Source organism: Stutzerimonas stutzeri, from assembly GCF_024448715.1.
GTDB classification, from domain to species: domain Bacteria; phylum Pseudomonadota; class Gammaproteobacteria; order Pseudomonadales; family Pseudomonadaceae; genus Stutzerimonas; species Stutzerimonas stutzeri_AR.
The window spans coordinates 43,288-62,978 of record NZ_JAMOHZ010000010.1 but is presented as its reverse complement, the minus strand read 5'-3'; the positions used below and the strand labels follow the sequence as shown (position 1 = coordinate 62,978).

The 19,691-nt window shown below is 60.5% G+C and carries 19 protein-coding genes and 1 other RNA gene; 16 read left to right on the top strand and 4 right to left on the bottom strand.

From position 1 onward, the window contains the following. The first annotated feature begins 66 nt into the window (after positions 1–66). On the top strand, positions 67–684 hold the full coding sequence (locus NAV33_RS19450) for a glutathione S-transferase N-terminal domain-containing protein (protein ID WP_255983113.1): 618 nt from the start codon (positions 67–69) through the stop codon (positions 682–684). Positions 685–696: 12 nt separating this feature from the next. Further along, positions 697–1,110, top strand: coding sequence for a ClpXP protease specificity-enhancing factor (locus NAV33_RS19445; protein ID WP_255983111.1), 414 nt, complete (start codon positions 697–699; stop codon positions 1,108–1,110). A 96-nt stretch (positions 1,111–1,206) separates the two neighbouring features. Here the strand turns inward: NAV33_RS19445 and NAV33_RS19440 are convergent, their stop codons facing one another. The 4 genes from NAV33_RS19440 to NAV33_RS19425 all read right to left on the bottom strand — a co-directional run bounded on the left by NAV33_RS19440 (position 1,207) and on the right by NAV33_RS19425 (position 4,590). Continuing rightward, complete coding sequence (locus NAV33_RS19440; RefSeq protein WP_255983109.1) at positions 1,207–1,785, bottom strand: BON domain-containing protein; 579 nt, start codon at positions 1,783–1,785, stop codon at positions 1,207–1,209. Continuing rightward, a complete protein-coding gene (locus NAV33_RS19435) occupies positions 1,782–2,375 on the bottom strand; it encodes a phosphoheptose isomerase (RefSeq protein WP_255983107.1) in 594 nt (197 codons plus the stop codon). The genes NAV33_RS19440 and NAV33_RS19435 overlap by 4 nt, the downstream gene beginning before the upstream one ends. 89 nt (positions 2,376–2,464) lie before the next feature. Beyond that, positions 2,465–2,833: a YraN family protein gene (locus NAV33_RS19430; protein ID WP_255983105.1), complete on the bottom strand. Its 369-nt coding sequence runs from the start codon at positions 2,831–2,833 to the stop codon at positions 2,465–2,467. After that, the gene (locus NAV33_RS19425) at positions 2,830–4,590 is read right to left on the bottom strand and encodes a penicillin-binding protein activator (protein WP_255983283.1); all 1,761 of its coding nucleotides are present in this window, start codon (positions 4,588–4,590) and stop codon (positions 2,830–2,832) included. The genes NAV33_RS19430 and NAV33_RS19425 overlap by 4 nt, the downstream gene beginning before the upstream one ends. A 124-nt stretch (positions 4,591–4,714) precedes the next feature. Between NAV33_RS19425 and rsmI the strand changes: the two genes are divergently transcribed. From rsmI to NAV33_RS19355, 14 genes are all read left to right on the top strand, one after another. Further along, complete coding sequence (rsmI, locus tag NAV33_RS19420) at positions 4,715–5,590, top strand: 16S rRNA (cytidine(1402)-2'-O)-methyltransferase (RefSeq protein ID WP_255983103.1); 876 nt, start codon at positions 4,715–4,717, stop codon at positions 5,588–5,590. Between the two features lie 84 nt (positions 5,591–5,674). Beyond that, an RNA gene (gene rnpB / locus NAV33_RS19415) (RNase P RNA component class A) lies at positions 5,675–6,033 on the top strand. A 292-nt stretch (positions 6,034–6,325) separates the two neighbouring features. Next, on the top strand, positions 6,326–6,781 hold the full coding sequence (gene mraZ, locus NAV33_RS19410) for a division/cell wall cluster transcriptional repressor MraZ (protein ID WP_255983101.1): 456 nt from the start codon (positions 6,326–6,328) through the stop codon (positions 6,779–6,781). Then, the gene (rsmH, locus tag NAV33_RS19405) at positions 6,778–7,722 is read left to right on the top strand and encodes a 16S rRNA (cytosine(1402)-N(4))-methyltransferase RsmH (protein WP_255983098.1); all 945 of its coding nucleotides are present in this window, start codon (positions 6,778–6,780) and stop codon (positions 7,720–7,722) included. The genes mraZ and rsmH overlap by 4 nt, the downstream gene beginning before the upstream one ends. Continuing rightward, complete coding sequence (ftsL, locus tag NAV33_RS19400) at positions 7,719–8,009, top strand: cell division protein FtsL (RefSeq protein ID WP_255983096.1); 291 nt, start codon at positions 7,719–7,721, stop codon at positions 8,007–8,009. Before rsmH ends, ftsL begins: the two co-directional genes overlap by 4 nt. Next, a complete protein-coding gene (locus NAV33_RS19395; RefSeq protein WP_255983094.1) occupies positions 8,006–9,739 on the top strand; it encodes a peptidoglycan D,D-transpeptidase FtsI family protein in 1,734 nt (577 codons plus the stop codon). Before ftsL ends, NAV33_RS19395 begins: the two co-directional genes overlap by 4 nt. Further along, positions 9,739–11,202 carry a UDP-N-acetylmuramoyl-L-alanyl-D-glutamate--2,6-diaminopimelate ligase gene (locus NAV33_RS19390; RefSeq protein WP_255983092.1) on the top strand — a complete coding sequence of 488 codons (1,464 nt, stop codon included), beginning with the start codon at positions 9,739–9,741 and terminating at the stop codon, positions 11,200–11,202. The genes NAV33_RS19395 and NAV33_RS19390 overlap by 1 nt, the downstream gene beginning before the upstream one ends. Further along, entirely contained in the window at positions 11,195–12,571 is a 1,377-nt protein-coding gene (locus tag NAV33_RS19385) for a UDP-N-acetylmuramoyl-tripeptide--D-alanyl-D-alanine ligase (RefSeq protein ID WP_255983089.1), read from the top strand. Before NAV33_RS19390 ends, NAV33_RS19385 begins: the two co-directional genes overlap by 8 nt. Continuing rightward, the gene (mraY, locus tag NAV33_RS19380) at positions 12,571–13,653 is read left to right on the top strand and encodes a phospho-N-acetylmuramoyl-pentapeptide-transferase (protein WP_255983087.1); all 1,083 of its coding nucleotides are present in this window, start codon (positions 12,571–12,573) and stop codon (positions 13,651–13,653) included. The genes NAV33_RS19385 and mraY overlap by 1 nt, the downstream gene beginning before the upstream one ends. 6 nt (positions 13,654–13,659) lie before the next feature. Then, complete coding sequence (murD, locus tag NAV33_RS19375) at positions 13,660–15,003, top strand: UDP-N-acetylmuramoyl-L-alanine--D-glutamate ligase (RefSeq protein WP_255983085.1); 1,344 nt, start codon at positions 13,660–13,662, stop codon at positions 15,001–15,003. Beyond that, positions 15,003–16,235 (top strand): putative lipid II flippase FtsW, encoded by a 1,233-nt coding sequence (ftsW, locus tag NAV33_RS19370; RefSeq protein ID WP_255983083.1) that lies wholly within the window; start codon positions 15,003–15,005, stop codon positions 16,233–16,235. The genes murD and ftsW overlap by 1 nt, the downstream gene beginning before the upstream one ends. Then, positions 16,225–17,295 (top strand): undecaprenyldiphospho-muramoylpentapeptide beta-N-acetylglucosaminyltransferase, encoded by a 1,071-nt coding sequence (gene murG, locus NAV33_RS19365; protein ID WP_255983081.1) that lies wholly within the window; start codon positions 16,225–16,227, stop codon positions 17,293–17,295. Before ftsW ends, murG begins: the two co-directional genes overlap by 11 nt. After that, positions 17,288–18,748 carry a UDP-N-acetylmuramate--L-alanine ligase gene (gene murC, locus NAV33_RS19360; RefSeq protein ID WP_255983079.1) on the top strand — a complete coding sequence of 487 codons (1,461 nt, stop codon included), beginning with the start codon at positions 17,288–17,290 and terminating at the stop codon, positions 18,746–18,748. Before murG ends, murC begins: the two co-directional genes overlap by 8 nt. Then, positions 18,745–19,689, top strand: a complete 945-nt coding sequence (locus tag NAV33_RS19355; RefSeq protein ID WP_255983077.1) for a D-alanine--D-alanine ligase — start codon at positions 18,745–18,747, stop codon at positions 19,687–19,689. Before murC ends, NAV33_RS19355 begins: the two co-directional genes overlap by 4 nt. The last annotated feature ends 2 nt before the right edge of the window (positions 19,690–19,691 follow it).

The window sequence follows — 19,691 nt, the reverse complement described above, 5'->3', positions numbered from 1 at the left end:
CTGCGCGCGCCCTTCTGGGCGCGCGCGTTTTTCTGCCATTCGATAATTCAGCAAAGGAGGGACCCTATGGCCACGACCAATCGGTTGGCCTGCTATTCCGATCCCGCCGACCATTATTCGCACCGAGTGCGCTATGTACTCGCCGAGAAGGGCGTCAGCGTCGAGATAATTGACGTCGACCCGGCAAATTGCCCGGGCAGGTTGATCGAGGTAAACCCGTACGCCAGCGTGCCTACGCTGGTGGATCGTGATCTGGCGCTGTACGAGCCTAATGTGATCACTGAGTATCTGGAAGAGCGTTATCCGCACCCGCCGTTGCTTCCTGTCTATCCGGTGGGCAGGGCAAATACGCGACTTCTGGTGCATCGAATTCAGCGGGATTGGTGCGCACTGGTGGATCAAATCGCTGATCGCCGTACTGCCGACGCGGTGCGGGCTCAGGCACGCAAGGAGTTGCGTGAGAGCCTCACGGGGGTCTCACCAGTGTTCGCCGAAAAACTTTTCTTCATGAGCGACGAGATCAGTCTGGTAGATTGCTGTCTGTTGCCCATCCTGTGGCGTTTGCCCAGACTCGGAATAGAGTTGCCACGGGCGGCCAAACCGCTGCTCGACTATATGGAGACTAATTTTGCTCGTGAGGCCTTCCAGGTCAGTCTATCCGCCGTTGAGCGCGGCATGCGCTAAGAGAGGCTGTATATGACTTCAAGTCGTCCTTATCTCGTACGGGCGTTGTATGAGTGGATCGTGGACAACGAGTACACGCCACACGTGCTGGTCAATGTCGAGCACCCTGGGGTTCAAGTGCCGGCGGGTTTTGCCAGTGACGGGCAGATAGTATTGAACGTTGCGCCGAGTGCCGTACGCCAGCTGCAAATGGACAATGACGCGATCAGTTTCGAGGGACGTTTCGGTGGCGTTCCGCACAGGCTGCATGTGCCATCCGCTGCGGTGATGGCGATCTATGCGCGTGAGAACGGACAGGGCATGGTGTTTGAGATCGAGTCGACGCCGCCCGAGGACGATACGCCCAGTGACGATTCCTCGACTGATTCAGGCGCATCGTCGCGCCCAGCTTCGGCAAAGCGCCCTAGCCTGAAAGTCGTTAAGTAAGCGGCGGCAAGCCTCAAGCCATAAGTAAGGACCAAAGCTATCCGGTTTGACGGGGCTTTGGTTCCGCTCAACTGGCGTGAGGCTTGAGGGCTGCCGCTAATCGATATACTCGAACAGCTTCACGATGCGTTGTACGCCGGAAACGCCTTGCACCACGCTAGTGGCGCGGTTGCCTTCCTGGCGAGTGACGAGGCCGAGCAGGTAGACAATGCCGTTCTCGGTGATCACCTTGATGCGTGAGCCCGGTACGTTTTCGTCAGTCAGCATCTGTGCCTTGATCTTGGTGGTCAGCCACGAGTCATTGCTGCGGGCTAGTGCTGAGGAAGGTTGCAATACCTGAAGCTCGTTGTGCACGCGCTTGACGCGCTGGACGGAGCTTGCCGCCTGTTCGGCTGCTTCTTTGAGTTCGCTGCGCGGCGTCTGTCCGGCGAGTAACACCACGCCGTTATAGCTGGCAACGACAATATGCGACGCCTGGTCCAGGTCGGGGTGGGCTTTGGCTATGTTTACCGCGGCCTTGGTCTCGATCAGCGAGTCGTCGATCCTGCTGCCGATCGTGCGGGTTCCCCTGTCATCATTGATGGGGTCATCGCGCGTGGCGGTGAGTACTGAACTGCAGCCCGTGGCTGCCAGGCACAGCGCAAGCGTAAACGCGTGCAATCGAACCGGGTTCATTCTTCGCTCCCGAACAGTTGGTTATCGATCAGATCACAAAGGCAATGAATCGTTAGCAGATGCACCTCCTGGATGCGCGCGGTCACCTTTGCCGGTACGCGTATCTCGACATCCTCGGGGAGCAGCAACGAAGCCATGCCGCCACCATCGCGACCGGTCAGTGCTACCACAAGCATTTCACGGTCATGAGCGGCCTGTATCGCCTGGATGACGTTGGCGGAATTGCCGCTGGTGGAAATCGCGAGAAGCACATCGCCAGGTTGACCCAGTGCGCGAATCTGCTTGGAAAAGACCTCGTTGTAGCTGTAGTCGTTGGCAATCGAGGTGATTGTCGAGCTGTCGGTTGTCAGGGCTATTGCCGGCAGGCTGGGACGCTCGCGCTCGAATCGGTTGAGCAGCTCGGAGGAAAAATGCTGGGCATCGCCCGCAGAGCCACCGTTGCCGCAGGTCAGGATCTTGCCTTCGCTGAGCAGCGTATTGACCATTACTTGTCCGGCTTGCTCGATGCAGGGAGCAAGTGCCTCCATCGCGTGCTGCTTGGTTTCGATGCTGGCCTGGAAAAGTTGGCGTATACGGGTTTGCATGTCCATCGGTGTTTGACCTTCAAATGACGGGCTGGCCCGCGTGGGCCATGCCGTAAACGATCTTGGAGCTGCCGGTGCGGTTGCGAATGTCGGGCTCAGCCATCGAACGCGTTGCGGATCCAGTTAGGTGTATCTGCGGTGTCGGTCGCCTCGATGGCGACAACGTCAAAGCGGCACGGGTGTCGAGACCACCGGCCTTCTTTCTGCAGAAATAGCTGAGCAGCCTTGATCAGCTTCCGTTGTTTGCGTTGGTCGACGCTTTCAAGTGCGCCGCCCCAAGCGGCGTGGCGCCTATAGCGAACCTCGACGAATACTACTGTATCGCCATCTAGCATGACCAGATCAAGCTCGCCGCTACGGCAGGACCAGTTGCGATGCAGCAGGCGCAGGCCATGTCGCTCCAGATAACGTTGCGCATAGGTTTCCGCCAGTTGCCCGCTGTGCTGTTTGTCGGTGGTTGTCAATACAACGTTTCCCTGAGCGGCTGGACCTCGCCGTCATGGAACTCGGCCCATGGAAGACGACGCTCGATACGCTGTTCAGGAGTCAGGCTGAGAATTCCCGAAAGCCCCTCCAGTCGTGTTTCCGGCAAGGCCAGGAGTTGATTCAGGCGTGGTGCCAAAAGGTACGCATCGGCACCCATCGCATAGAGCCTGCCGAGGCTTCCGCGGGCCTGTGGCCACTTGCGTTCGATCTCCTGGCGAAGTGGTAGCTGGGGATCGAGAAGCCATGGCGTTTCGGTGAAGCGGATACCTTCCAGGTCAAGGTACTGGGTGCGGTTATCCGTTGCGGCATGCAGGTGGGAGGTGGCGTAGACCGGGAGATCCCCGGCGTACTGGAATATTAATGTGGGCTTTACTTGCTGAGCCTGTTGGGGAGTCGCCGCGAGGAAGAGGAAATCGACGTCCTGGCGCCGCGTTGGCTTCGATTCGGGGCTGGGGCTGCTGCGTACCTGCAGCAGGTCGGCTATCTGACTGGCCAGCTCGATCGGTTCGGCGAGGGATTCGGCAGCAACCACTGTTCCGCCCTGCTCCTGCCATTGTTGGCGAAAGGCTTCAAATATCCGATTGCCCCACTCGCCACGAGGCGTCAACGCTATTGCCCGGCGGTGCCCGTCGGCCCAGGCCCGGCGCGCTACTTCGCGTGCCTCGTCCTCCGCGGCAAGGCCGAACTGGAACAGCTGCGGTGGCACCTTCTGGTTTGCATCGCTGTAGTTCAGCGCAAGGGTGGTGATCGGAAGTTGCTCCCGATCGGCCAGTTGACGGACCAGATCCTTGTCCAGCGGGCCGATAACGAGTTCAACACCCGATGCGCTTGCTTGCCGGTAAAAGTCATCCAGGGAGGATAGCCGGGAGCTGTCGAACAACTCGATCTTCAGGTCTCGCTGTGCTTTTAGGTGAGCGGCGAGAAAGCCGTCACGCAGAGCGCGCGCTACGCTGGCCAGGGGGCCTTCCATTGGCAACAGAAGCGCTACGTGTGACAGCGGTTGGTCAGCCAATTCCCGCAACTTAACCAATGGATCCGGTAAGCGTCGTGCGGCTGGGTGGTTGGGGTTCTGTTGAATCCAGGCGTCGATCGCGCGTTGCTGCTGACCGAGCGTGCCGGCCTGCTTTATGGTTGTTGCAAGGGTCAGCCAGCCGGAAAGATCTGTATCTGTGGTCGGTTGTAGCTGGTCTGCCGGTAGCTTGGAAACGAGTGCCCAGATGGCCTCGTGGTTCTGCTTCGCCGACTCACCGCTCAACAGTGGTGCGATGAAGGTTCGTTCGCGTGCCGCGTCGAGGGGCTGGTTGTTTGCCTCAAACGCTTGCGCCCGCGCCAGCTGAGTGCGCAGTTGCTGGTCTACGGGAAGCTCTGCGAGGCGCCCGAATGCTGGATGCTGCAAAGCTTCGAGGGCGCGCTGCGGGTCGTTGTCGGCCAATGCCAGTTCGGCTTGCAGCGTCCGCGCAAACATCTGCTGTGCAGGCATCAGCTGGTCAATGGTGATCTGCTCAAGAATCTGTCGTGCCTGGGCTCGGTTGCCCTGCTGGATACTTTGGTCAGCTGCGGACAGCCGCAGCAATGCAGCCTCGGCTGGGTCGCTGGCATCGGCTTCCTTCAGCAGTTGCTGCGTCGAGGCCTGCGGGGTGCGCGGTAGCTCGCCTAAGGTCGAGGACGGCGAGGTGGCACAGGCCGAAAGCACGGCGGCAATACATAAGAAGAGAAACGGGCGAAGGCGAACCATCATGTGATCATTCCTGGAAGCACTGGCGGGTGTCGACGGATTGTACCCAAGCCTCGTAGGGGCTGCGATGTTGTGACCGCTAAACGGGCTACAATGCGCGTTTTACCTGTTTGAGGTACGCCCTGTGACTGCATCAGATGTCGTGAATTCCGCTACAGGCACGCTCTATGTTGTCGCTACGCCTATTGGAAATCTCGAGGACATCAGCGCGCGCGCGCTGCGGGTATTGGCGGAGGTCACGCTGATTGCGGCGGAAGATACTCGTCATTCGGCTCGACTGCTGCAGCACTTCGGTATTGCCACGCCATTGGCTGCGTGCCATGAGCATAACGAGCGCGATGAAGGGGGGCGCTTTATCGAGCGGCTTCTGGCGGGAGATGATGTGGCGCTCATCTCCGACGCCGGCACGCCACTGATATCTGACCCCGGCTATCACCTGGTCAGGCGGGCGCGCGCGGCAGGCATGCACGTCGTTCCGCTGCCCGGTGCCTGTGCACTTATCGCGGCGCTTTCGGCTGCTGGTTTGCCGTCCGATCGATTTATATTCGAAGGATTTTTGCCCGCAAAGCAGGCGGCACGTCGTACGCGGCTCGAGTATTTGAAGGAAGAGCCGCGCACCCTGATCTTTTATGAGGCGCCGCATCGCATTCTCGAATGCCTTCAGGACCTAGAGTTGGTGTTTGGCGCGGAACGGCCCGCTGTGCTGGGGCGTGAGCTGACCAAGACATTTGAGACTTTGAAGGGGCTGCCTTTGAAAGAGCTGCGTGCCTGGGTGGAGTCCGACAGCAATCAGCAGCGGGGCGAGTGCGTGCTCGTGGTTGGCGGCTGGCAGGCACCGCAGGGCGGAGATGCGGTCGATGCACATGTGCGCCGAGTGCTGCAGTTGCTATTGGCGGAATTGCCTGTGAAGCGCGCCGCGGCTGTTGCGGCGGAGATAACCGGCGTCAGGAAAAATCTGCTTTATCAGCTTGCGCTGGAAGACAAGAATCAAGGCCGTTAGATCGATTCTTGTCGAAGCTTATTGCGGCCCTGCTGCACGCTGCAGCTTGCAGGCTAATGCACGGCAAAGTACCCTGACAGCCGGAGAGTCGATCGGACAGTCGCTGTCTCTTTTTGTTCCGCAAGAAGGGAGGGAGGAAAGTCCGGGCTCCATAGGGCGAAGTGCCAGGTAACGCCTGGGAGGCGCGAGCCTACGGAAAGTGCCACAGAAAATAACCGCCTAAGCGCTTCGGTGCCGGTAAGGGTGAAAAGGTGCGGTAAGAGCGCACCGCACGGCTGGCAACAGTCCGTGGCTAGGTAAACCCCACTTGGAGCAAGACCAAATAGGGATCCATTGGCGTGGCCCGCGCTGGATCCGGGTAGGTTGCTAGAGGCAGTCAGTGATGGCTGTCGTAGAGGAATGACTGTTCTAGACAGAACCCGGCTTACAGATCGACTCTCCGACTTCTTCCGAAACACCTTCTCTTTTTAGTCCAAAATATTCTTGCTCTTAACAAAGTACTTTAACTTTGAAGTGCAGGTTTTTGAGCTGCCTGAGATTATTTTACCGATCTCTTCCCCTCGTTGCCGTTTATCCCCTCTTTGCTCGTTAAATCCCCGTCACATAACGGTTTTTCCCGCCAAGCGCACCTTGACGGTGGGGTCGCCGCATTTCTATAGTGCGCACGAGTGGTAAAAAGTGGAATGAAGTGGGTATTTATGGGTATGAATAACTAATTTCAGGGGAAGCGCAGCCGTGTTTCGCGGAGCAAACGCCATCAGTCTCGATGCCAAAGGGCGGCTAGCTATGCCCAGCCGGTATCGTGACGAGCTCGTTTCGCGCTGTGAGGGACAATTGATCATCACAATCGACGCTGTTGATCGCTGCCTCTGTATCTACCCACTTCCTGAATGGGAACAGATCGAAGCCAAGCTCCGCGAATTGCCGTCACTGCGTGAGGAGAGCCGCCGGTTGCAGCGCCTGCTTATCGGCAACGCTGTAGATCTGGAAATGGATGGCAGCGGCCGCGTGTTGGTGCCGCCACGTTTGCGTGAGTACGCCGGGTTGGACAAGCGAGCCATGCTGGTCGGGCAGTTGAACAAGTTCAGCCTGTGGAACGAGGACGACTGGAACGCGCAAGCAAATGCGGACCTGGCGGCCATTAAACAACCCGGTGCCTTGCCGGAAGAACTGCGTGACCTAATCCTGTGAGCCAGACCAGCTATAACCACATAACCGTGTTGCTCGACGAGGCCGTTGCGGCGCTCGCTGTGCGCTCGGATGGCCGCTATCTGGATGGAACGTTCGGACGTGGGGGGCATAGCCGTCTTTTGCTGCGGCAGCTTGGGCCTGATGGCTATTTGCTAGGTTTCGACAAAGACCCGCTAGCAATCGCTACGGGGCAAGCACTGGCGGCCGAGGATGGCCGCTTTGTCGTTGTGCAGAGAAGTTTCGCCGAGCTCGGTGCCGAGGTTACGCAACGCGGCTGGACCGGCACCTTGAGTGGCGTGCTGCTGGATTTAGGGGTGTCTTCGCCACAGCTGGACGATCCGGAGCGCGGCTTTAGCTTTCTCAATGATGGCCCCTTGGATATGCGTATGGATCCCAGTCGCGGACTCAGCGCGGCCGAGTGGATCGCGACTGCCGCCGAAGATGACATCGCTCGGGTATTCAAGGAATACGGCGAGGAGCGCTTCGCCAAACGCATGGCGCGTGCGGTGGTGCAGCGTCGAGCCGAACGGCCCTTCGAGCGGACAGCTGATCTCGCTCAGGTATTGACTGTCGCCAATCCGGCCTGGGAGAAAGGCAAGAACCCGGCGACGCGTGCGTTTCAGGGCTTACGCATTTTCATTAACAACGAACTCGGCGATCTGGAAGCTGGGCTCGAGGCTGCCTTCGAGGCGCTCGAGGTTGGCGGTCGGCTGGTAGTGATCAGCTTTCATTCGTTGGAAGACCGCATCGTCAAGCAGTTCATGCGTCGTCATGCCAAGGGCGAGGCGGATACCCTGCCGCGCGACCTTCCGATCATTCCTGAGAAATTCGTGCCGCGTCTGAAGCTCCTGGGTAAACCTCAATACGCCTCTGCTGAAGAGATCAAGGCCAACCCGCGCTCGCGCAGCGCCGTGATGCGCGTTGCGGAGAAGCTGCGATGAGCCAGCTTCGGCGATCGATGCCGCGCGGCAGCCTGTTGATGCTGGTGCTGTTCGTTGCTGTGTTGCTTTCGGCAATCGGTGTTGCCTACAGCGCGCATTGGAATCGCCAGTTGCTAAATGAGCTCTATGGCGCGCTCAGCGTGCGCGACAAGACGCAGGCTGAGTGGGGTCGCCTGATATTGGAGCAGAGCACTTGGACCGCTCATAGCCGCATCGAGACGCTCGCCACCGAACAACTGGAAATGCAAATTCCGGCAGCGGCGGATGTCAGGTTGGTGGCGCCATGAGACTCCAGGGCGCGCTCTATCCTTGGCGTTTTCGTATCGTGCTAGCCCTGCTGGCCTTGATGGTCGGCGCCATTGCATGGCGTATCGTGGACCTGCAGGTGATCGATCAGGATTTCCTGAAAAACCAAGGTGATGCGCGCAGCGTGCGGCACATTCCTATACCGGCGCATCGCGGTCTGATCACCGATCGTCACGGCGAGCCGTTGGCGGTCAGCACTCCAGTGACAACGCTCTGGGCCAACCCGCAGGAGTTGCAGGCGGCGAAGGCACGTTGGCCCGAATTGGCGAATGCGCTGGGGCAGGAGCCGGGCGCTGTCCAGCAGCGCCTCGAAGGGCAGGCCGAGCGTGAATTCATCTACCTGGTGCGTGGACTGACCCCCGAGCAAGGGCAGCGTGTGCTGGACCTGGATATTCCGGGCGTCTACTCACAAGAAGAATTCCGCCGGTTCTACCCTGCGGGCGAAGTTGCTGCGCATGTAGTCGGCTTCACCGATATCGATGATCGTGGTCGGGAAGGCCTGGAGCTGGCATATGACGAGTGGCTTGCAGGCGTCCCCGGCAAACGCCAGGTGCTCAAGGATCGCCGTGGTCGGCTAATCAAGGACGTACAGGTGACCAAGAATGCCAAGGCCGGCAAAGCCCTGGCGCTCTCCATTGACCTGCGGTTGCAATATCTGGCGCACCGCGAGCTGCGCAACGCATTGTTGGAGTTCGGCGCCAAGGCCGGCAGCCTGGTGATGCTCGATGTAAAGACCGGGGAGGTGCTGGCCATGGTCAACCAGCCGACCTACAACCCGAACAATCGCCGCAACCTGCAGCCGGCTGCGATGCGTAACCGGGCATTGACAGACCTGTTCGAGCCGGGTTCGACAATGAAGCCCATCTCCATGAGCGCGGCGCTTCAAACGGGCCGCTGGAAGCCCAGTGATCTGGTCGAGGTTTGGCCAGGCTGGTTGCGCATCGGTCGCTACACCATTCGTGATGTCACCAGATCCGAAGGCCGCGAACTGGACCTGACCGGCATCCTCATCAATTCGTCCAACGTTGGCATGAGCAAGATCGCCTTCGATATCGGTGGCGCAGCCATTCATGACGTCATGAGCAAGGTCGGTTTCGGTCAGGCGACCGGCCTGGGCTTCCCCGGTGAGCGAGTCGGCAATCTTCCCAGTCATCGCGAATGGCGCCGGGCCGAGACCGCCACGCTTTCCTATGGGTACGGCCTGTCGCTGACCGCGGTGCAATTGGCTCATGCTTATGGCGCGCTGGCCAACAATGGTCGCCTTGTGCCCTTGTCGCTGACCCGCGTCGATCAGCAGCCAGAGGGCGTCGAAGTGGTTCCGCCAGAGGTTGCCAAGACGGTCCAAGGCATGCTGCAGGAGGTCATCGAGGCCCCGCGCGGCGTGTTCCGGGCCCAGGTGCCGGGTTATCACGTGGCGGGTAAGAGCGGTACTGCACGTAAGGCATCGTCAAGCAGCCGGGGCTACCAGGAAGATGCCTATCGCTCGATGTTTGCCGGTTTCGGGCCGATGAGCGATCCACGCATTGCCATTGCGGTAGTGATCGACGAGCCCAGCAAGGGCGGTTACTACGGGGGCCTGGTGTCGGCTCCGGTATTCAGTCGCGTGATGTCCGGCGCGCTGCGCCTGATGAATGTTGCCCCCGACAATCTGCCCCCAGTGGAAGAAGTCCAGACGGCCGAAATGGCCAAGCCGAAGGGAGGGCGGATCTGATGCCGATGCCGTTGAATCAACTGCTACCGCAGGCCGGCAGCGCCACGTTGATCCGTGAGCTGACGCTGGACAGCCGCAAGGTGCGTCCGGGTGACCTGTTCCTCGCTGTGCCTGGCTTGCAGCAGGACGGTCGCTTGCACATCGCGGATGCGATTTCCCGCGGCGCGGCTGCGGTCGCTTACGAAGTTGACGGCGCGGCCGAAATGACGGCAGTAAGTGCTGTGCTGGTGCCGGTCCGCGACCTGGCGGAGCAGTTGTCAGCGATCGCTGGACGTTTCTATGGCGAGCCAAGTCGCAGCCTCCACCTCGCTGGGGTTACCGGAACCAACGGCAAAACCAGCGTGACCTATTTGATCGCCCAAGCGCTGGATCGTCTGGGTGAACGTTGCGGGATCATCGGTACCCTCGGCACTGGTTTTCATGGTGAGCTAGTGCTCGGTCAGCACACCACCCCGGATGCGATCGGTGTGCAGGCCAATCTTGCGAACCTGCGCAAACAGGGCGCACGCGCCGTGGCTATGGAAGTGTCATCCCATGGTCTGGATCAGGGCCGGGTTGCAGCGCTGGCGTTCGATGTTGCCGTATTCACAAACCTGTCTCGCGACCATCTGGATTATCACGGATCGATGGAGGCCTACGGTGAGGCCAAGGCGCGACTGTTCACGGTGCCCGGGCTCAGCTGCCGTGTGATAAATCTCGATGATGCGTTCGGGCGCGTCCTTGCTGCTGAAAAAGGCGAATCACGGCTGATCACTTACAGCCTGGACGATGCCTCCGCTTATCTTTACTGCACGCAGGCGCGGCTGGACGACGATGGGATTCATGCTCGCCTTATCACACCGCAAGGAGAGCGTTCGCTGCGCAGCCCGCTGCTGGGCCGTTTTAATGTCAGCAATGTCCTTGCTGCGATAGGTGCGCTGCTGGGAATGAACTATCCGCTGGACGAAATTCTCTCCGTATTGCCGGAGATCGAGGGTCCTGTCGGTCGCATGCAGCGTCTGGGCGGCGGAGATCGCCCATTGGTGGTGGTTGATTACGCACATACGCCCGATGCCTTGGAGAAGGTTCTTGGGGCACTGCGACCTCATACCCGCGGCAAGCTGCTGTGCCTGTTCGGCTGCGGCGGCGAGCGTGATCGTGGCAAGCGTCCGCTGATGGCCGAAGTCGCCGAGCGGTTGGCTGATCGAGTCGTGGTGACCGATGACAATCCACGCAATGAGGATCCCATACAGATTCTCGACGAGATCCGTGCCGGCTTCAGCACACCGGAAAACGCGACCTTTGCGCCGGGGCGCGCCGCAGCCATAGCGAGCTGCATCGCGGCTAGCCATGTCGACGACGTGGTGTTGCTGGCCGGCAAAGGCCATGAGGATTACCAGGAAATCAAGGGAGAACGCTTGCCGTTCTCCGATCTCGACCAGGCCGCGATCGCCCTGGCTGCCTGGAGGGGCTCCGATGCTTGAAGCCATGCGTTTGACGGATCTTGTCGCCTCACTACCCGCTGAGTTGGTGGGTGCTGATGTGTCATTCAGCTCGGTTAGCACCGATAGTCGTGCGATCGCGCCGGGGCAGTTATTTGTCGCCCTGACCGGCCCTCGTTTCGATGGTCATGCATACCTGGCCGAGGTCGCGTCAAAAGGCGCAGCCGCCGCTTTGGTCGAACGGCGTGTGGAAAATGTTTCGTTGCCCCAACTGGTGGTTGCGGATAGCCGCATCGCTTTGGGGCAGTTGGGTGCGATGAATCGCGCTGCCTTTGCCGGGCCTGTAGCGGCAATTACCGGTTCCAGCGGCAAGACCAGCGTCAAGGAGCTGCTCGCCAGCATCCTGCGCGCTGCCTACGGTGCCGATGCGGTGCTCGCCACTCGCGGCAATCTCAATAACGATCTTGGCGCTCCGTTGACTCTGCTCGAGTTGGCACCACAACACAGCGCAGCGGTGATCGAGTTGGGCGCATCGCGTCCCGGAGAGATCGCATATACGGTCAGCCTGACGCAACCAGATGTCAGCTTGATTACCAATGCCGGTACTGCCCATGTCGGCGAGTTCGGCGGGCCCCAGAAAATCGTCGAGGCCAAGGGCGAGATACTCGACGGACTCGGCGCCGATGGCATCGCGGTGCTCAATCGCGACGACAAGGCCTATTCGATTTGGGAGCGACGGGCAGCCGGTAAACGCGTGCTGAGCTTCGCGACGAAGAGTCCCCTGGCTGATTTCCATCCCGCTTCGATTGCCTACGATCCGCGCGGTTGCCCAAATTTCGTACTAAACGGGCCCTCCGGATCCATGCGTGTGCAGCTTAATCTGCTCGGCCGCCACAGCGTGGCCAATGCACTCGCCGCAGCGGCCGCGGCGCATGCGCTGGGTGTCGTGCCGGAACACATCGTCGCCGGCCTGGAGAGCTTGCAGCCGGTCAAGGGCCGAGGTGTTGCGCAGATGCTAGGCAATGGCGTGCGCCTTATCGACGATACCTACAACGCCAATCCGGCATCGATCTGCGCGGCCATCGACGTGCTGACCGGCTTTGCCGGGCGCACCGTGTTGGCGCTGGGCGACATGGGCGAACTGGGCGATTGGGCCGAGCAGGGGCACCGCGAAGTCGGCAGCTATGCGATCGGCAAAGTCGATACGTTATTTGCCGTCGGTCCGCTGATGAAGCATGCCGTCGATACCTTCGGTGCTGGTGGTCGTCATTTTGCCGATCAGCAAAGCCTGATCGCGGCCCTGCGCCTGGAGCAGGGCAACGCCACCACTATTTTGATCAAGGGATCACGGAGCGCCGCGATGGACAAGGTCGTCGCTGCGCTTTCCGCATCCGGCACGGAGAAACGTTGATGCTGCTGCTACTCGCCGAGTATCTGCAACAATTCCACACGGGCTTCGCGGTCTTTCAGTATCTGTCCCTGCGTGGAATTCTCGGCGTACTCACCGCGCTGGTGCTCTCCCTATGGATGGGGCCCTGGTTGATCCGCACCTTGCAGTTGCGCCAGATCGGTCAGGCTGTACGTACTGACGGTCCGCAGTCGCACCTGTCAAAGTCCGGCACGCCGACCATGGGCGGGGCATTGATCCTCAGTGCCATCGGTATCAGCACGCTGCTTTGGGCTGACTTGGCCAACCGCTACGTCTGGGTGGTCTTGGCCGTCACGTTGCTGTTCGGCGCGATTGGCTGGGTCGACGACTATCGCAAGGTCATTGAAAAGAATTCCCGCGGCTTGCCAAGTCGCTGGAAGTACCTCTGGCAGTCCGTGTTCGGTCTCGGTGCTGCGATCTTCCTTTATATGACTGCGCAAACGCCGGTAGAGACGACACTGATTCTGCCGCTGCTGAAGAACATCGAAATACCGCTGGGTATTGGCTTCGTGGTCCTGACTTACTTCGTCATCGTCGGTTCGAGCAATGCGGTGAATCTCACCGACGGGCTCGATGGCTTGGCGATCATGCCGACCGTGATGGTCGGTGGCGGGTTGGGCATCTTCTGCTATCTGTCGGGTAACGTGAATTTCGCCGAGTATCTGTTAATTCCCTACGTACCGGGTGCCGGCGAGTTGATCGTGTTCTGCGGCGCGCTGATCGGCGCTGGGTTGGGCTTTCTATGGTTCAACACCTACCCGGCCCAAGTCTTCATGGGCGACGTCGGTGCGCTGGCGCTCGGCGCCGCGTTGGGGACTATCGCAGTGATTGTCCGCCAAGAAATCGTGCTGTTCATCATGGGCGGCGTGTTCGTGATGGAAACCCTGTCGGTAGTAATTCAGGTCGCCTCGTTCAAATTGACCGGCAAGCGGGTTTTCCGCATGGCACCGATTCATCACCACTTCGAACTCAAGGGCTGGCCCGAGCCCCGTGTGATCGTGCGCTTCTGGATCATCACGGTGATTCTGGTTCTGGTCGGTCTCGCCACCCTGAAACTGAGGTAATAAAGAGTGCTCATCGCTTCCGATCAGTTCCGCATCGTCGTCGGTCTCGGCAAGAGCGGTATGTCCCTGGTTCGTCATCTGGCGAGCCATGGCGTACCGTTTGCCGTGGCTGATACGCGCGCGAACCCGCCGGAACTTGCCGCTCTTCAAGCGCAATATCCGGGCATCGAAGTGCGTTGTGGCGAGCTTGATCCCGAGTTTCTTTGCCGCGCCAGCGAATTGCTGATCAGTCCAGGGCTGCCGCTCAGTACGCCGGCGCTGCAGGTTGCCGCGTCCCGAGGCGTGAAAATCTCAGGCGACATCGAGCTGTTCGCCCGCGAAGCCAAGGCGCCAATCATCGCGATCACCGGTTCCAATGCGAAAAGCACCGTGACCACGCTAGTCGGCGAGATGGCCGTCGCAGCCGGTCGCAAGGTGGCGGTGGGTGGAAATCTAGGCACCCCGGCACTGGATCTGCTTAGCGATGACATCGAACTCTATGTACTCGAACTGTCGAGCTTCCAGCTCGAAACTACCAACCAATTGAATGCCGAAGTCGCGACCTGCCTGAACGTCAGCGAGGACCACATGGATCGCTACGACGGGCTGCCTGCCTACCATCAGGCCAAACACCGGATCTTCCGCGGTGCGCACCAAGTCGTGATCAATCGCGACGATCGCCTTAGCCGTCCGCTAGTTGGCGATGACGTCCCGATCTGGTCGTTCGGCCTCGGCAAACCCGATTTCAAGGGCTTCGGACTGTTCGAGGAAAATGCTCAGAAGTACCTGGCCTTCCAATTCGACGCCCTGATGCCAGCGGACCAGTTGAAGATCCGCGGCGCGCACAATCAGTCCAATGCATTGGCTGCCTTGGCCCTCGGGCATGCGGTAGGGCTGCCGTTCGAACCGATGCTGGCGACCCTGCGCAGCTTCGCCGGGCTCGCGCACCGCTGTCAGTGGGTCGGCGAGCGCAAGGGCGTTGCTTACTATGACGATTCCAAGGCCACCAATGTTGGCGCCGCGCTTGCAGCGATCGATGGGCTGGGCAGCGACATCGCCGGCAAACTGGTGCTGATCGCTGGTGGTGACGGCAAGGGCGCGGATTTCTCCGCTCTGCACAGCCCCGTCGCACGAAATTGCCGGGAAGTCATCTTGCTTGGGCGTGATGCCGAACTTCTGGCTGTTGCCCTCAAAGGCGCGGCGCCGATTCATCGTGTTCAGACGCTTCAGGAAGCCGTGCAATTGGCGGCCAGAAATGCGCAAGCGGGCGATGCGGTGCTGCTTTCACCGGCCTGTGCCAGCCTCGATATGTTTGCCAATTTCGAAGATCGCGGACGTCAGTTCGCCATTGTGGTGGGGGCGCTCAACTGATGCTCGCCTTCCTGCGCACTGCACCTTCGCCCCTGTTCGGCCGCCGCGGTCTGGACCTCGACTTCCCGATGCTCGCTGGCTGTTTGGCGCTGCTGGGGCTGGGCCTAGTGATGATCACCTCGGCGTCTTCCGAAGTCGCTGCGGTGAATGCCGGTAACTCCATGTATCACATGGTCCGCCATCTTGTTTACATACTGCTTGGCCTTGGCGCTGCTGCTGTTGTGTTGATGGTTCCCCTGTCGGCTTGGCAACGGCTGGACTGGATGCTACTGCTGGGCGCGTTCGCCTTGCTGATTCTCGTGCTGATTCCCGGCATCGGTCGTGAGGTCAACGGCTCCATGCGTTGGATCGGCTTCGGCGCGTTCAACGTGCAGCCTTCGGAGATAGCCAAGCTGTTTGTCGTGGTCTACCTCGCGGGCTATCTGGTGCGCCGCCAGGAAGAGGTACGTGAAAGTTTCTGGGGCTTCCTCAAGCCGTTTCTCGTGCTGCTGCCAATGGCGATGCTGCTTCTGCTCGAACCCGACTTTGGCGCAACCGTCGTTATGATGGGCGCGGCGGTGGCGATGCTGTTTCTCGGCGGCGTCGGCTTGATCCGATTCAGCCTGCTGGTGCTGTTAGCCGTCGGTGCGGTGTTCGTTCTGGTACAGACACAGGAATATCGCCTGCAGCGCTTGATCACTTTCACCGATCCCTGGGCTGACCAGTACGGTGCCGGCTATCAATTGACCCAGGCGCTGATCGCGTTCGGTCGCGGTGAATGGCTGGGGGTCGGCCTGGGCAACAGCGTGCAGAAGCAATTCTATCTGCCTGAAGCGCACACCGACTTCGTGTTCTCGGTTCTGGCTGAGGAGCTGGGCATGGTTGGCGCTTTGCTAACCATCCTACTGTTTGCGTTCGTTGGTGTGCGCGCCCTGTACATCGGTCTCGCGGCGGAACGGGCACGGCAGTTCTTCGCGGCTTTTATCGCCTGGGGTGTCGCATTCCTCTGGCTCGGGCAGTTCCTAATCAACGTCGGTGTGAACGTCGGTTTATTGCCAACGAAAGGCCTGACTCTGCCATTCCTCAGCTATGGCGGCAGCTCGCTGGTGGTGACCTGCGCCAGCATGGCGTTGTTGCTGCGCATCGAGTGGGAAAGCCGCACCGTATTGGGCAGCGAAGATGCTGAGTTCAGCGAAGACGATTTCGCCGAAGTGCCTGCGGCCAGGAACAAGGGGGTCGCAGATGGGCGCTAACGTGCTGATCATGGCCGGCGGAACCGGCGGGCATGTATTCCCGGCGCTGGCCTGCGCCCAGGAATTTCAGAGCCGTGGCTACAACGTGCACTGGCTGGGTACGCCTCGCGGCATCGAAAACGAAGTGGTTCCAGCGGCTGGCTTGCCGCTGCATTTGATTCATGTCAGCGGGCTGCGAGGCAAGGGCGTGGCTTCTTTACTCAAGGCGCCGTTACAGCTACTGCGTTCGTTGTGGCAGGCCCGTCGCATCATGCGCGAGCTTAAGCCCGTTTGCGTATTGGGTCTCGGTGGCTACGTAACTGGTCCCGGGGGATTGGCGGCGAAGCTTGCCGGGATACCGCTGATCATTCACGAGCAGAACGCCGTGGCTGGTACCGCCAACCGTAGCCTGGTGCCATTTGCACAGCGCGTTTGCGAAGCCTTTCCCAATACATTCAGCAACAGCGACAAACGACGTACCACCGGTAATCCGGTGCGCCACGAACTGTTCGTCGAAACACCAAGGCAGACCCTGCTCAACCGCAGGCCACGCCTGCTGGTGTTGGGTGGCAGCCTGGGCGCCGAGCCCTTGAACAAGCTGCTGCCGGAGGCGCTCGGTCAGCTGGCTCAGGAGCTGCGTCCCGAGGTTTTTCATCAGGCTGGCAAGCAGCACGCCGGCATTACTCAGGAGCGGTATACCGCTGCCGGAGTCGAGGCCGAAGTAGCCCCCTTCATTAAAGACATGGCCCGCGCTTATGCCTGGGCCGATCTGGTGGTCTGCCGCGCTGGCGCCCTGACTGTCTGCGAGTTGGCGGCGGCCGGGTTGCCTTCATTTCTGGTGCCGTTACCGCACGCGATCGACGATCACCAGACCCGCAATGCCGAATATCTGGCGAAGGAGGGCGCAGCCGTTCTTCTCCCCCAAGCAAAAACCGATGCTGCCGCGCTGGCCGCGCAGCTGACCGAGGTAATGATGCAGCCGGAAAAACTCAAGGCCATGGGAGCTACGGCGCGCCGTTTGGCTCGGCCGGACGCCACCCGCACCGTCGTCGATATCTGCCTGGAGGTGGCGCATGGCTAAATCCCCCGCAGCGGTAAAAGCTGAGGTGCGTCGCATGCGCCGTATCCGCCGAATTCATTTCGTTGGCGTTGGCGGTGTCGGCATGTGCGGCATAGCCGAGGTGCTGCTCAACCTAGGGTACGACGTCTCCGGTTCGGATCTGAAGACTTCCGCAAGCACCGAGCGTCTGCAGAATTTCGGCGCGCAGATTTTTATCGGACACCAGGCCGGCAACGTGGCCGGGGCGGACGTGCTGGTGGTATCGAGCGCTGTCAACGCTGCCAATCCCGAGGTCGCATTCGCGCTTGAGCAGCGGATTCCGGTCGTACCGCGCGCCGAGATGCTTGCCGAGCTGATGCGCTACCGCCACGGGATCGCCGTTGCCGGCACTCACGGCAAAACCACCACGACGAGTTTGCTGGCCTCAGTGTTTGCCGCGGGCGGGCTTGACCCGACGTTCGTCATTGGCGGCCGTCTAACTGCGGCGGGAACAAATGCACAGCTGGGCACCAGCCGCTACCTGATTGCCGAAGCCGATGAGAGCGATGCCAGCTTTCTCCATTTGCAGCCGATGGTTGCGGTGGTGACGAATATCGACGCCGACCATATGAGCACCTATGGCGGCGACTTTGGCAGGCTGAAGAAAACCTTCGTCGAGTTCCTACACAACCTGCCGTTCTACGGGCTCGCGGTGCTCTGCGTCGACGATCCGGTAGTGCGCGAGATCATTCCCCAGGTCGGTCGCCCGATTACCACTTACGGCTTCAGCGAAGATGCCGACGTGCGCGCTATCAACATTCGTCAGGAAGGCATGCGTACCTTCTTTACCGTGCTGCGCGATGGATTCGATGCCCTCGATGTGTCGGTCAAGATGCCAGGCAATCACAACGTCCTCAATGCGCTGGCAACAATCGCCATCGCCACAGACGAGGGCATCGATGACGACGCGATTGTCCAGGGACTGGCGGAGTTTGGCGGTGTCGGCCGGCGCTTTCAGGTCTATGGCGAGCTGCCGGTAGACGGCGGCAGCGTGATGCTGGTCGACGATTACGGCCATCACCCGCGCGAAGTCGCGGCGGTGATCCAGGCTGTTCGCGGCGGCTGGCCCGAACGTCGTCTGGTGATGGTCTATCAGCCCCATCGTTTCAGTCGTACCCGCGATCTGTACGACGACTTCGTTCAGGTGCTGACCGACGCCAATGTGCTGTTGCTGATGGAAGTCTATCCGGCCGGCGAGGAACCCATTCCCGGAGCTGATAGCCGTCACCTGTGCCATAGCATCCGCCAGCGCGGCCAGCTCGATCCGATCTACATCGAGCGCGGAGTTGAACTGGCGCCCCTGGTCAAGCCGCTGCTGCGTGCGGGCGACATTCTGCTTTGCCAGGGCGCCGGCGATATCGGCGGATTGGCTCCCCAACTGATCAACAGTCCCCAGTTTGCTGGCGATGCAAGCGCCGCGAGGAAGAGCGAATGACTGCCCTGCAATCGACTCGTGATCCCCAGGCGTTCGGCCGGGTTGCCGTGCTGTTCGGCGGCAAGAGTGCCGAGCGCGAAGTGTCCCTGAAATCCGGCGCTGCGGTGCTGTCGGCGCTACAGGCCGCGGGCGTTGATGCCTTCGGCATCGATGTTGGCGATGATCTGCTGACGCGTCTGGGCACCGAGCGCATCGATCGCGCCTTTATCGTGCTGCATGGGCGTGGCGGCGAAGATGGCAGCATGCAGGGCCTGCTCGAATGTGCGGGGATCCCCTACACCGGCAGCGGCATCCTTGCCTCTGCACTGGCCATGGACAAGCTGCGCACCAAGCAGGTATGGCAGAGCCTCGGCCTGCCAACACCGCGTCATGCTGTGTTGGCCAGCGAGGCTGACTGTCAGGCAGCCGCCAACGATCTCGGCTTCCCACTGATCGTCAAACCGGCCCATGAAGGGTCGAGCATCGGCATGGCGAAAGTCGGCGGCATCGCAGAGCTGATCGCCGCCTGGCGTGCTGCCAGTGCCTACGATTCTCAAGTGCTGGTCGAGCAGTGGGTTCAGGGGCCTGAGTTCACCATCGCTACGCTACGCGGTTCGGTATTGCCACCGATCGGGTTGGGCACGCCGCACACCTTCTACGACTACGACGCCAAGTATGTCGCCAACGATACCCAATACCGCATTCCTTGCGGTCTGGATGCCGCTAAGGAGCAGGAACTCAAGGATCTGTCCGCCCGCGCCTGCGACGCCGTGGGTATACAGGGTTGGGCGCGTGTCGATGTCATGCAGGACAGTGCCGGCGCCTTCTGGCTGTTGGAAGTGAACACCGTTCCGGGGATGACCGATCACAGTTTGGTACCGATGGCCGCACGCGCTGCAGGGCTGGATTTCCAGCAATTGGTGCTGGCCATTCTCGATGCAAGCCTGGCGGCAGGGAACTGACC